At 73.1% G+C, this 12280-nt stretch carries 14 protein-coding genes; 10 read left to right on the plus strand and 4 right to left on the minus strand.

The features are described from left to right. Window positions 1-69 precede the first annotated feature (69 nt). The 5 genes from AC4NMM_RS13955 to AC4NMM_RS13975 all read left to right on the plus strand — a co-directional run bounded on the left by AC4NMM_RS13955 (window position 70) and on the right by AC4NMM_RS13975 (window position 5079). Window positions 70-189, plus strand: a complete 120-nt coding sequence (locus AC4NMM_RS13955; protein ID WP_491924531.1) for a DUF7989 family protein — start codon at window positions 70-72, stop codon at window positions 187-189. Between the two features lie 141 nt (window positions 190-330). After that, the gene (locus AC4NMM_RS13960) at window positions 331-846 is read left to right on the plus strand and encodes a CNNM domain-containing protein (protein WP_096393483.1); all 516 of its coding nucleotides are present in this window, start codon (window positions 331-333) and stop codon (window positions 844-846) included. Window positions 847-960: 114 nt separating this feature from the next. Further along, a complete protein-coding gene (locus AC4NMM_RS13965) occupies window positions 961-1986 on the plus strand; it encodes an ABC transporter ATP-binding protein (RefSeq protein ID WP_491924532.1) in 1026 nt (341 codons plus the stop codon). Beyond that, window positions 1983-4040 (plus strand): ABC transporter permease family protein, encoded by a 2058-nt coding sequence (locus AC4NMM_RS13970; protein WP_491924533.1) that lies wholly within the window; start codon window positions 1983-1985, stop codon window positions 4038-4040. Before AC4NMM_RS13965 ends, AC4NMM_RS13970 begins: the two co-directional genes overlap by 4 nt. After that, the gene (locus AC4NMM_RS13975) at window positions 4033-5079 is read left to right on the plus strand and encodes an ABC transporter permease (protein WP_491924534.1); all 1047 of its coding nucleotides are present in this window, start codon (window positions 4033-4035) and stop codon (window positions 5077-5079) included. The genes AC4NMM_RS13970 and AC4NMM_RS13975 overlap by 8 nt, the downstream gene beginning before the upstream one ends. A gap of 5 nt (window positions 5080-5084) precedes the next feature. Here AC4NMM_RS13975 and AC4NMM_RS13980 read toward each other — a convergent pair whose 3' ends face one another. Together AC4NMM_RS13980 and AC4NMM_RS13985 are read right to left on the minus strand one after the other, a co-directional pair. Further along, window positions 5085-5744: a trimeric intracellular cation channel family protein gene (locus AC4NMM_RS13980; protein WP_491924535.1), complete on the minus strand. Its 660-nt coding sequence runs from the start codon at window positions 5742-5744 to the stop codon at window positions 5085-5087. After that, window positions 5741-6568 (minus strand): DUF2797 domain-containing protein, encoded by an 828-nt coding sequence (locus AC4NMM_RS13985; protein WP_491924536.1) that lies wholly within the window; start codon window positions 6566-6568, stop codon window positions 5741-5743. The genes AC4NMM_RS13980 and AC4NMM_RS13985 overlap by 4 nt, the downstream gene beginning before the upstream one ends. Before the next feature lie 122 nt (window positions 6569-6690). Here AC4NMM_RS13985 and AC4NMM_RS13990 point away from each other — a divergent pair, with 122 nt between their 5' ends. Both AC4NMM_RS13990 and AC4NMM_RS13995 read left to right on the plus strand, forming a co-directional pair. Continuing rightward, complete coding sequence (locus AC4NMM_RS13990) at window positions 6691-7056, plus strand: BsuPI-related putative proteinase inhibitor (RefSeq protein ID WP_096393477.1); 366 nt, start codon at window positions 6691-6693, stop codon at window positions 7054-7056. A gap of 72 nt (window positions 7057-7128) precedes the next feature. Next, the gene (locus AC4NMM_RS13995) at window positions 7129-7578 is read left to right on the plus strand and encodes a hypothetical protein (protein ID WP_096393476.1); all 450 of its coding nucleotides are present in this window, start codon (window positions 7129-7131) and stop codon (window positions 7576-7578) included. Between the two features lie 26 nt (window positions 7579-7604). Here AC4NMM_RS13995 and menD read toward each other — a convergent pair whose 3' ends face one another. Next, on the minus strand, window positions 7605-9527 hold the full coding sequence (gene menD / locus AC4NMM_RS14000; RefSeq protein WP_491924537.1) for a 2-succinyl-5-enolpyruvyl-6-hydroxy-3-cyclohexene-1-carboxylic-acid synthase: 1923 nt from the start codon (window positions 9525-9527) through the stop codon (window positions 7605-7607). 127 nt (window positions 9528-9654) lie between these two features. Beyond that, window positions 9655-10047 carry a DUF5830 family protein gene (locus AC4NMM_RS14005; protein ID WP_096393474.1) on the minus strand — a complete coding sequence of 131 codons (393 nt, stop codon included), beginning with the start codon at window positions 10045-10047 and terminating at the stop codon, window positions 9655-9657. A gap of 124 nt (window positions 10048-10171) precedes the next feature. On the opposite strand from AC4NMM_RS14005, the gene AC4NMM_RS14010 reads away from it, so the two are divergent. The 3 genes from AC4NMM_RS14010 to AC4NMM_RS14020 form a co-directional block, all read left to right on the plus strand. Further along, entirely contained in the window at window positions 10172-10537 is a 366-nt protein-coding gene (locus tag AC4NMM_RS14010) for a DUF5658 family protein (RefSeq protein WP_096393473.1), read from the plus strand. An 85-nt stretch (window positions 10538-10622) separates the two neighbouring features. Continuing rightward, window positions 10623-11624, plus strand: coding sequence for a VOC family protein (locus AC4NMM_RS14015; RefSeq protein ID WP_096393472.1), 1002 nt, complete (start codon window positions 10623-10625; stop codon window positions 11622-11624). Further along, window positions 11621-12280: alpha/beta hydrolase (locus AC4NMM_RS14020; protein ID WP_491924538.1), on the plus strand; the 660-nt coding region annotated here is incomplete at its 3' end. The genes AC4NMM_RS14015 and AC4NMM_RS14020, both read left to right, overlap by 4 nt.

Genomic DNA, 12280 nt, shown 5'->3' on the forward strand with positions numbered 1-12280 from the left:
ATGGTATCAGGACTCATTATCTCTTTCCACGAAGGGTTAATACGGGGTTCCGAGCTATCGGAGGGCAATATGGCAAGCGATCGCGACACCATGAAAGACGTCTCGCACACGGCACCGAACGACACGTCCGCCCACGCGGTCTGGGAGCGAGGACGGGGGCCGGTCGAAGAAGAGGAAGAAGAAGAGTAGCGCCGCCCGACCGTCGTTTCTCGCCGGAACGGTCGTGGCATCGCCAGTCACGCGACCGGAGAGCCACGCGGCCGCGTCGTTTCAGTCGCACGAGGCGGCCCCCGTCGACACCCTCTTTGGCCTCCTTTCTCGATACGAGGCATGGTCGGAGCCGCACTCGGCGTGATCGGGGCCGCAGCGGTGATCGTGTTGCTGGGATTCAGCGCGTTCTTCTCCAGCTCCGAGACCGCCATCTTCTCGCTGCCGGCCGAATGGTTCGAGCGGCAGGCCGGCACTGACGACCCGCGGGGGGACGTGCTGAAGGAGCTACACGACGACCCCCACCGGCTCCTCGTGACGCTGCTCGTCGGGAACAACGTCGTCAACATCGCCATTTCGAGCATCGTGACCGTCCTGATCGCGAGCTACCTCCCGTCGGGGGCGGCGATCGTGGTGACGACGCTGTGTACGAGCTTCCTCGTCCTCGTCTTCGGCGAGATAGTCCCCAAGGCCTTCGGGCTCGGAAACGCCGAGACGTGGTCGCTGCGGGTCGCGTCGCCGGTGCGGCTCGTCGAGCGCGTCCTCTCGCCGCTCATCACGCTGTTCGACGGGATCACTCGTCGGATGAACGCGTACATCAGCGGCGACGCGAACATCGAGAAGCCGTACACGGACTGACGCGCCGGTTCGCGGCGCGCTCGCTCCGCGCCCCGGTCCCGTTTCGCACGCCGCGTTCTCGCCGCCGATAACCGCGGGAGTGGGTTTAACCCGACCGACTGCGGAGCCGTGCGCATGATCGAGGCCTCGGGGCTCCGGAAGACCTACGGCGACTTCGCGGCCGTGGTCGACAGCGACTTTTCCGTCGACGACGGCGAGGTGTTCGGGATCGTCGGTCCGAACGGGGCCGGGAAGACGACGACGCTCAAGATACTCGCCGGCCTCGTCGAGCCGACGGCGGGCGAGGTGACCGTGGCCGGATTCGACGCCTCGGACCCCGAGATGCGACGCCACCTCGGGTTCCTGCCGGAGGAGTCGCCGCTGTACGAGGAGATGACCGCGCTGTCGTACCTCCGCTTCTTCGCCGACCTCTACGACGTACCTCGTGAGGTCGCCGACGAGCGGATCGAGGCCGCGCTCGACCGCCTCGAACTGGACCACCGCGAGCGCCGCCTCGGCGACGTCTCGAAGGGGATGAAACGCAAGGTCGCCATCGCGCGCTCGCTCGTCAACGACCCGGACGTGCTGGTGTACGACGAGCCGGCCTCCGGGCTCGACCCCGTGACGACGAACTCCGTGCTGGCGTTCACCCGCGAGCTCCGCGAGACCGGGAAGACCGTCGTCTTCTCCGCGCACAACCTCTACCACGTCGAGTCCGTCTGCGACCGCGTCGTGGTGATGAACGAGGGGCGGATCGTCGCCCGCGGGAGCGTCGACGGGATCCGCGAGCGACACGGCGAGACGACCTACCGCGTGTTCACCGACGTCGAGCCGGCCGCGACGCCCGCGCTCGCCGAGCTCGACGCGACGACAGAGGAGGTCGGCGACCGGTACCGGACGGCGGTCCCGAGCATGGACGCGGTCGCGGCCGTCCGCGATGCCGTCGGCGACGCCGGCGGTGAGGTCGTCGACATCCGGAGCCGCGAGCCGAGCCTCGAAGACGTGTTCCTCGACATCGTCGGACGGCCGATGCCCGGACGGTACACCGGCGACCTCGGCGGTGACGGAACCGAAGCCGCGAGCGGCGCCGACGGCGACGGCGACGGCGACGAACCGGAAACCGAGACGACGGAGCCGGCGACCACGGAGGCGACCGAGTGATCGACAGGCTTCGCCGCGTCGGCCGACGGCTCGCGGTCGGCGTCCGCCGCGTCCTCCGGGTCGCGAGGTGGGAGTCCGCCCGCGCGTCCGGGGGCGTCGACCGCCGGACGCTCGCGGCCGGCGTCGCCCTCCTCCTCGTCGCCGGCGGCGTCGTCGGCGTCGGCGTCGCGACCGGCGTCGCCGGGCTCGACGTCGACCGGGACGTGTACCGGGTCGGCGTCGACGCCGAGTCGCCGTACGCGGACGCGATCGAGGACGCGCCGTCGCTGCGCCCGGTCCCGGGCGGGACGGCCTCGCTCGGCGACACCGCCGACGCGGTCGTGGTGACCGTGGTGGAACCCGGCTCCGGCGACGGCGGATCGATCGACGCCGCCGACGTCGAGGAGGTCGTCGTGCGCGCGAGCGACACGCGGAAGGGCGAGGCGGCGGCCGCGTCGGTCCGCGAGGCCGTCGCGTCGCACAACGAGCGGCTGATGCGCGCCGAGCCGAACCGGACGGCCGCCTTCCCGGTCGTCGTCACGCTCCGGTACGTCGGCCGATCGGCCGGCGTCGACGACGGCGCGACGCTCGGCGGCGGCGACGGCGGGACCGAGGGCGGGTCGACCGGCGACTCCGACGGAGGGACCGGCGGGAGCGACGGCGGGGGTGGGGCGACGGACGGCGACGGCGGCGACGGCACGAGCGGCGGCGACGGCGGCGACGGCACGGGCGACGCGGGATCAGTCGAGGGCGGCGCGGGTTCGGACGACGGCGGCGGTTTCGCGGTGCCCTCCATCGGCGGCGCGGCCTTCGGCGCGGACACCGTCGGCTCGCCCGGCTCGATCACGCCGCCGTTCCCGTTCACCTCGCTGCTCTTGGCGTTCGTCTTCCTCGTGCCGATGAACTTCCTGATCCAGGCGTACGGCTCCTCGATCCTCGACGAGCGGACGAACCGCCGGGGGGAGCCGCTGCTCGTCACGCCGCTGTCGCCGGCGGAGATAGTCGCCGGCAAGACGCTGCCGTACGCGGCGGCCGCCGCGGTCGTCACGAGCCTCATCGCGCTCCTCGTCGGCGGCGGCGCGCTCTCGGTGGTCGCGGTGGCGCCGGTCGCGGCGACGTTCCTCGGGGCCACCTTCGTCGGCGCGATGTTCGCGCGCTCGTTCAAGGAGCTCACCTTCGTGACGGTGGGCGTGAGCGTCCTCCTGACCACGTACGCGTTCGTGCCGGCCATCTTCACGAACGTGACGCCCGTCGCGCTCGTCTCGCCGCTGACGCTCGTCGTCTTCGACCTCCAGGGCGAGGCCGTCTCGGCGGGCGAGGTGCTCTTCTCGACCGCGCCGATGGCGGTCGGCGCCGCCCTCCTCTTCGGCCTCGGCCTCGGCGTCTACCGCGAGGAGGACATGTTCTCGCAAAAGCCCGTGACGCGGAAGTTCCTCGACGCGCTCGCCGTCCGGCTCTCCCCGATACCGGCTGGCGGCGGGCTCCTCAATCGCGACCGACTCCGCGCGCTCGGCTCGGTCGCGCTCCTCACCGCCTGCACGATCCCCTTCGTGTTCGTCGCGGAGCTTCTGGCCGTCGCGGTGCTGTTCGCGCTGCCGGTCACCGTGTCGATCCCGGTGCTGCTCGTGACGATCGCGTTCGTCGAGGAGGTCGCGAAGAGCGTCGGGCTCTACGCCGGCTTCGAGCGCGGCGTCTTCGAGCGGACCGACGGGTTCGGCGACGGAGGAGGAGAGAGCAGAGGGGGAGGCGACGGAGCGCTTCGCGTCGCTCTCGCGGTCGGATTCGCCTCGGGAACCGGGTTCTTCCTCGCGGAGAAGGTCACGGCGGTCGTCCAAGCGGTCGGTCTCACCGAGCTCTTCCTCGGCCGGGCCGCGTTCGCCGACGTGGCCGGGCTCTCCGGGCTGCCGCCGCTCGCGTTGGCGGCGCTGTTCTTCGCGCCGCTCGTCCTTCACGTCGCCGCGACGAGCGTCGCGAGCGTCGGCGCGAGCCGGGGGCGGACCGCCTACGCGCTGGCGCTGACGCTGGCGACGCTGGGGCACGCCGCGTACAACGTCGGGGTGGTGAGCCTTGGATAGCCGCCTGACGATCGCCGGGCGCGAGCTCGCCGGGCTGCGCGCCGAGAAGACGATCCTGCTGGCGATCGGGATCCAGCTGTTCATCGCGACCTTCTCGTCGTTCCTCGTCGTCGGGCTCGTCTCGATGTACGACCCGGGCGCGCTCGACGGCGCCGAGATCGAGGTCGCGGCCGCGGGCGACGCCGTCGACGACTTGGAGCGCGCCGCGAGCGAGGTGCCCGGCGCCACCGTCACGCCGTACGAGGACGCGGGCGCCGCGCGGAGGGCCTTCGACCGGAACGCGGCCGACGCGGTGGTGGTCGCGACCCGCACGGAGTCGGGGCGGGTGTCGGCCGCCGTCACCGCCCCGGACTCCACCGTGGAGACGACGGTGATCGTGGTGCAGCTGCGCGAGCTGCTGCGGACCTACGAGCTGAACGAACGGGATAGCCGCGCGCAGTACCTCGAGGAGTCGCCGCTGCCACTGCCCGACCGGAGCGACACCAGCCCGTACTTCACGTTCACGTACACCGTGTTGATCCCCCTCCTCGTCTTCCTCCCGGTGTTCATCTCGGGATCGCTGATCGTCGACTCGATAACGGAGGAGCTGGATCAGGGGACGATGGAACTCCTCCGCGTCGCGCCCGTCACGCTCGCGGAGATCGTCGACGGGAAGGCCGCCGCGGCGATCGGGATCGCTCCGGGCCAGGCCCTGCTGTGGCTGCTCCTCCTCGAGGCGAACGGCACCTCGGTCGCGAACGTCGGCCCGATCTTGGCGCTGATGACCGCGCTGACGACGCTCGTCGTCGCGGTCGCGGTCGGCATCGCGGCGGTCGCGCCCGACCGACAGGCGGCCCAGCTGCTCTACTCGGTCGCGGTCCTCGTGCTGTTCGGCGGCGCGACGGCGATGGCCGGCGGCCCCGCGAACGCGGTCGCCCGGCTCGCCATCGACAGCGCGGACGCGACGACGGGCGTCCTCGTGGTCGCGTACGCCGCTATCGCCGCGGCGGCGTACCTCGGCGTCCGACGAGTCGTCGCGGTCGAGGGATTCGGTCGCTGAGGAGATCAGTTGCCGAAGCGGTCGCCGAACCGCTTCGCGGTGGGGAGCCGCCACCCGCGCGCGACGGCGACGAGCCGGAGGGCGACGGTCACCGCCGCGCACGCCGCGGCCGCGACTCCCGAGGGCCCGCCGAGCGCACCGACCAGCCAGTAGGTGACGCCGCCCAACACGGCGCAGCTCGCGTAGAAGTCCTCGAAGAGGATGAACGGGGCCCGGTCGAGGAGGATGTCGGCGAGCGCGCCGCCGCCGACGGCGTTGATCGTCGCGACGGCGACGACGCCGAAGACTGACACCCCGGCGTCCGTCGCGACGATGGCGCCGGTCGTGGCGAACGCCGCGAGGCCGACGGCGTCGGCGACGAGCGTCACCGGGTGTTCGTCGGGGCTGGCGAGCCACGCGCTCAGTCCGACCGCGAGCCCGACGCCGACGAGTCCGAGGAGGATCTCGACCGGCGAGCGCAGCGCGAGCGGGACGCGGGCGACGAGGAGGTCGCGGGTGACGCCGCCGGCGAACGCCATCGCCAGCCCGACGACCGCGACGCCGAAGAGGTCGAACTCCTCGCGGACCGCCTTGCTCGCGCCGACCAGCGCGAACGCGACGAGCCCGACCGTGTTCATGACGGCGAACGGGTCGCCGAACAGCAGCGAGAGGACGCCCCCGGTCACCCGCCGAACGCCCCGAGGCTCGACTGTAGCTCCCGCTCCGGCACCGCGTCGGTCAGCTCGTAGCCGACGAGGTCGCGCGCGTCGACCGCGTACGTCGAGCCGCCGCGGTCGAGAACGATCACCCGGCCCTTCCAGCCGCGGACGGTCCCCGCGGCCATCGTCTCCGCGACGGGTCGCTCGTCGAGGTCGAGCCCGTAGTCGAACGCGAACCGCTCGATCGGCTCGAACCGGTCGAGCAGCGCCTCCCACGCGGCCTCGTCGACCGAACGGCCGAACCCGTCGAGCTTCGTGGGGACGCGGACGCGGTCGACGAGGTCCTCGCCGGCGGCCAGCTCGGCCTCCACCTCGCGGGCGATCCGGCCGTTCGGGAACGTTCGGATGTGCGCCGCGCGGTCGGCGCCCTGCTCGCGGAGGCGGGTTCCGAGGCGCCATTCCCTCGTGACCCCCACCTTCAGCACGTCGGGCGCGAACGCGGCGAGGTACATCGCGTGCGTCTCGTGGCAGTCCATCTCGTCTTTCAGGCACGTCCCGGTGCACCGGGCGCACACCCAGACATGAGAGTGGTCGTCGCAGTAGGGCGCGTCGGGGGCGTCGCAGGCCACGTGGTCGCCCTCGTGGACCGTCCCCGCGCAGCGCCGCTCGCCGAGCCCGAAGGCCAGCTCGGCGCCCGGACCCGCGTCCACGAAGTCGACGGTCCCGCCGCTCGCGACGTAGAGCCCGCCCCCGATCGGTCCGTCCGCCTCGGCATTCGGAGCCCGTTCCGAGTCGCCGTCCGCCTCCGGCGAGCCGGTCGCGACGTCCGTCTCGTAGCCGACGACCTGCACGCGACCGGGTAGGTGGAGCCGACGCTTATAGGCGTCGTCGGCCGTCTCGCTTGCGGCCTTCCGAGCGGATCCGCGGGGCGGACCGGCGAGATATTTTACCCCCGGGCGCCGCAGACGCGACCATGCTCGACGCGGCGCTCGCGGCGGCGGAGACGGACGACGGAGTGACGCTATCGTTACGGATCGAAAACGCGGGCCCGGATCCGGTGACGCTCGACTTTCGGACCGGCCAGCGCGCGGAGTTCACCGCGTACCCGGCGGACGGGGACGCCGCCGACGCCGACAGCGACCGGCCCGACCCGGTCTGGCGCTACGGCGCGGGTCGGATGTTCACGCAGGCGCTCGGCAGCGAGACGATCGGCCCCGGCGAGACTGTCGGCTACGAGGGGACGTGGCGGGACCCGCCCGCGGGGACCTATCGAATCGTCGGCGAGGCGACGGCGACGGACCGCGACGTGCGCGCAGCGGCGGTCGTCGCCGTGGAGTGAGCCGGAATCAGGGCCGTTCGGCGCCCTCTCACGACCGAGTTTTATAAGTAATACCCGCGTGGGCTCACGGGTATGCGCACGGCAGCCCTCCCCCCGATCGTCGCCGCGGTCGTCGCGCTCGCGGTCAGCGGAATCAGGCGGCTCTCGCCGATCCTCCTCGAATCCCCCGTCTCGCTCCCGTCGGCCGAGGCGCTCTCGACGTACCTCGTGAGCGCCCAGTTTACGGCGTTCATGCTGGTCTACGGCCTGCTGTTCGGCGCCGCGCTCCTCGCGGGCCTGGGGGACGCCGACGTCTCCGCCACGTCGACCGCGCTGGCGACGGGCGCGAGCGCGACCGGCTCGTTCCTGCTCGGTTCGGCCGTCGTCCTCTGGTACCTCAGTCCGGACCGCGGCCCCGTCGTCACCGCCGTCTTCGCGCTCGGCGCGAGCCTCGGCGTCGGGATCCAGTTCGCGGTGGTCGCGTACGCCGGGGTCTCGCTCGGCGCGCGCCGCGGCGAGGGACCGAGCCCGATCGTCCCCTGATCCCGGCGAGTCGGACGCTCGCGTGACTACGCCGAGTCCGTCTCCTCGCCGTGGACCGCGCGCTCGACCGCGGCCGCCAGCCGCTCGCGCGTGCGGTGGCTTGACTCGGCGTCCGTGTCGACCTCGATCAGATGCGACCCCGCACTCTCGTGGGCCCGCGAGACGGCGTCGCCGACCTCGTCCGCGGCCGCCTGTGCGCGCTCGGCCGGGCTCTCGCCGCGGTCGGCGAGCGCGTCGGGGCGCGCGTCGATCCGAGCGTACTCGAGGCCGTGGAGCTCCGAGAGGGGCTCGAAGTCGAGGCCGTGCGGCGTCTTGAACGACTCGGTGAACGGCGGCTCGAACGACTCGATCGGGAGCTTGTGGAAGATGCCGCCGCCGTCGTTGTTGACCGCGACGACCGTGACGTCGATGTCGCAGCGGTCGACCGCGAGCAGGCCGTTCGAGTCGTGGTACAGCGCGATGTCGCCGACCACGAGCGTGAGGTCGTCGGTCGTCCCGCTGCCCGCGCCGAGCGCAGTGGAGACGATCCCGTCGATGCCCGAGACGCCGCGGTTGCCGAGCGCGGTGACGTTCGCGGTCGTCGGCCCGACGAACCGGTCGAGGTCGCGGACGGGCATCGAGTTCGAGACGAACAGCGTCGCCGGATCGGGGAGCGCGCCCGCGACCGCGCGGAGCGCGTCGCCCTCGTGGAAGCCGTGTTCGCTTCCGTCGCCGTCGCGGACGGCGTCGCTTTCTCTCGTGTGAACCGCCTCGGCGACGCGGTCCGTCTCCTCCCACTGCGCGCGCCAGTCCGGCTCGCCGCTCCCGCCCCCGACGAGCCGCGAGAGGCGGGCGCAGAGCCGGCTCGGTTCGGCGACGACGAGGTCCGTCGCGGCGAACTCGGCCTCGCGCCAGCGCCCCGCGGGGTCGATCTGATACTGGTCGGCCCCCGTCTCGGCGAGGTACTTGCGGAGCCGCTTCGAGGTGGGCGAGGCGCCCAGCCGGAGGACGAGGTCCGGGTCGGCCCACCCTTCGCTCGCCTCGTCCGGGAGGTCGGCGTCGTCCGCGTCCTCCCCGCCGCTCGCCCCCTCACCGCCGGCGAGGTCGGCCGAGAGGTACGCGTCGTAGCTCCCGATAACGGGGGCGACGCGGGTGTGCCCGCCGTACCGGAGCCCGGAGAGCGGGTCGGCCAGCACCGGGAATCCGGTCGCGTGCGCGAGCGCCGTGACCGATTCCGGGTCGATCCCCGGCGGGTCGGCCGGGCCGGCGACGATCAGCCCGCGGTCCGCGTCGCCCAGTTCGGTCGCGAGCGCGCGCAGCTCGTCGTCGCCGGGCTCGGGCGCGCCGTGCGTCACGTCGACGTACGGACCGTCGCGCCCGCGCTCAGCGGCGTCCGGCAGGTCGTCGGGCACGTCGCCCGGAACCGGGGTCGGCTCCAGCGGCTTTTTAAGCGGGACGTTGAGGTGGACCGGTCCCTGGTCGGCGCCCTCGGCAGTCGCGACGGCGCGGGCGACGGTGGTGCGAAGCGAGCGGAGCGCCCGGTCGTTCGCGGCCGGCTCCGGGAGGTCCTTATAAAAGCGCACGGCGTCGCCGTACAGCTTCTCCTGGTCGGCGGTCTGGTTCGCGCCCGAGTCGCGGAGTTCGGGCGGCCGGTCGGCGGTGAGCGCGAGCAGCGGGACGCGGGCCTCGTTCGCCTCCATCACGGCCGGGTGATAGTTGGCGGCGGCGGTTCCCGAGGTGCAGATCAGCGGCGTCACGCGGCCGGTCCGACGAGCCCGCCCGAGCGCGAAGTACGCGGCGGAGCGCTCGTCGAGCTGCGAGAACACGCGGAGCTCGTCGTGGCCCGCGGCGGCGACGGTCAGCGGCGTCGAGCGGCTGCCCGGCGAGGCGACGACGGCGTCGACGCCCGCGGCGACGAGCTCGTCGACGAGCGCGTTCGCCCACAGGACGTTCCGGTTCGGCGCGGTCATTACCGTCGCTTCGGGCGCCGACGTAAATACTCCGGCGAGTTCGGTCGACGGGCGGCGCGGTCGGCGGGCAGCGGGGTCGGCGGCCCTGGGGGTCGGCGCCCGACCCAGCGAGGGGTCGAGGCCGCCCTCACTCCGACTCCGATTCGGACTCCCGCCCCGTCACCTTCCGGACACACGAGGAGCCGAACGGGCCGAGCTCGCCCGCGTCCAACCGGATGAAGTGCCCCGTCGAGATCGACGCGCCGCACCGCCGACACTCGAACTCGCCCTCGCGGGCGACGACCTGACTGTCGTACTCGACGTGGGTCCCGTTGCGGCGGACCCGCAGTCGGGCGCCCTCGCGGTCGATGACGCCGCGCTTCTCGGCCGCGTCGAGGACCTCGCGGGTGAGCGCGGGGCTCGTCGTGATCGTCTCGATCCGGTCGACCGCGGCGGCGAGGTCGAGCTCCTCGCGTTCGAGGTGCGCCAGCAGCTCGACGCCGAGTTCCAGCTTCTCCTCGCGGGTCGACGGCTCCGTCACGCCCGGCGAGACGGCGCGGCTCCTCTTAAGTCGGCTGGAAGTCGGCGGAGCCTTCGGAAGCGATACCAGTTTCGGCGTCCCCGCGGACCGGCAGATTCAGGTCGGGCGGCCGACACCTCGGACCGTGGTCAGATCCCGCGACCGGTCCCGTCGACGCCCCGCCTACCGCCGCCGCCCCAACGAGTTCTACTGGCTGTGGATCGCGGCGACCGCGACGTACGGCGTCGGCGACGTCGTCTCCACGATCGCCTTCCTCCGGTACGTCCCGACGATCGACGAGGCGAACCCGGTCGTGCGGCTCGCGCTGGAGTCGTTCGGCCTCTCCGGGCTCGTGGCGCTGAAGATCGCGGTGTACCTCGTCATGCTCTGGATCAGCGTCGAGGGCGCGCGCGAGGGCGACGGCCTGCTGTACTACTTCCCGCCGGTGCTGCTCACGGCGACCGGGACGTACCTCACCGCGAGCAACGTGCGGCTGCTGTGGGTCGCGTGAGTCGGTGCGCGCCGTCCCGCCGGCGCGGGCCGCCGGCGATCGCCCCGACCGACACCGACTTTCCCGCGCGGCGCCGATCTGAGCCATGCTCTCTGACACCCCCGGACTCCACCACGTCACGGGGATCGTCGGCGACGCGGGCGCCCACGCCGCCTTCTACGGCGAGACGCTCGGGCTCCGCCTGCTCCGCCGGACGGTGAACTACGAGGACCGCCTCCAGTACCACCTCTACTTCGGCGACGCGACCGGCTCGCCGGGCTCCGTGTTCACCGTCTTCCCCGACCCGAACGGGGACCCCGGTAGAACCGGGAAACCGGGGTACGAGGCGGTCGCGTTCGCGGTGCCGCCGGACTCGCTCGGCTACTGGCGCGACCGCCTCGCCGACCGCGGCGTCGAGGCGGGCCCGATCGATTCCGACGCGCGCTTCGGCGACCGCGGGCTGACGCTCGCCGACCCCTCCGGGACGCGGGTCGAACTGGTCGCGACGCCGGAGAACGACGAGTCGGACCCGTGGACCGACGGTCCGGTGCCCGCCGCGCACGCGATCCGCGGGCTCCGCGGGGTGACCGCGCTCCCCGCGGACCCGTACGGGACCGCGAGCGTGCTGGAGACGCTCGGCTTCGAGTACGAGGCCGAGTCCGGCGACCGGGTGCGGTACCGGGCCCCTGGCGACCGCGCGACTGCCGTCGACCTGCTCGACCGCGACGCCGCGTACCTCCGAGAGGGGCCGGGAACCCTCCACCACGCCGCGGTTCGCGTCGCGGACCGCGAGACGCTGCTGGAGTGGCACGAGCTGTTCCGCGACCGCGGGTACGACGTCTCGCGCGTGAAGGACCGCCACTTCTTCCACTCGCTGTACGTCCGCGGCCCCGGCGGGCTCCTCGTCGAACTCGCGACCGAGGCGCCGACCCCCGACGGACCGCCCGGCCCGGGGCTCGCCGACCCGGAGACGACCGGGCACGCCACGAAGCTCTCCCTCCCGCCGCGGTTCGAGGGCGACCGCGAGCTGATCGAGTCGCAGCTGCCCGCGTTCGACGGGCCGGGAGCGGCCTGCGGACGCGACGAGACGAGGGGGACGGAGGAATGAGCCGTCGGATCCCCGGCGTCGACGGACCGCACGCGGAGGCGACGCTCGTCACCGGCGGCGCGCCGGTCGCCGCCGCCGAGGTCGCGGTCGTGCTGGTCCACGGCCGCGGCGGGACTGCGGAGGGGCTCGTCCGCCTCGCCGACGAGTTCTACCGGTCCGGCGCGACCCTCCTCGCGCCCGGCGCGGTCCGATCGACGTGGTTCCCGGCGCCCCACGAGGCGCCGCTGTCGGCGAACGAGCCGGCGCTGACCTCGGCCGTCGACTGCGTCGCCAGCGCGGTCGACGTCGCGCGCGACGCCGGGGTCCCGCCCGAGCGCGTCGTCCTCGTGGGGGTCTCGCAGGGCGGCGCGGTCGTCGCCGAGTTCCTGCGACGCCGACCCGGTCGATTCGGAGGTGCGTTCGTCGTCTCGGCGGCGCTGCCGGGCGAGGACCTCGCGGGGGTCGAGGTCGGCGCAGTCGACGGAACGGAGAGCGAGGAGGACGGCCCGCTCGCCGAGACGCTGGTCGCGCTCGACGGTACCGAGGACGACCCGTACGTTCCGCCCGGGCGCGTCCGGGCGACTCCCCCCCCGTCCCCCCCGGGGCTCCCGGTGGGGGGGTTTTGGCTGTGCCAGGCGCTGGGGCAGTGCCCGGCCGACGGCCTCATAGGTTCGCGC

This window comes from Halorubrum sp. SD41, assembly GCF_058630335.1.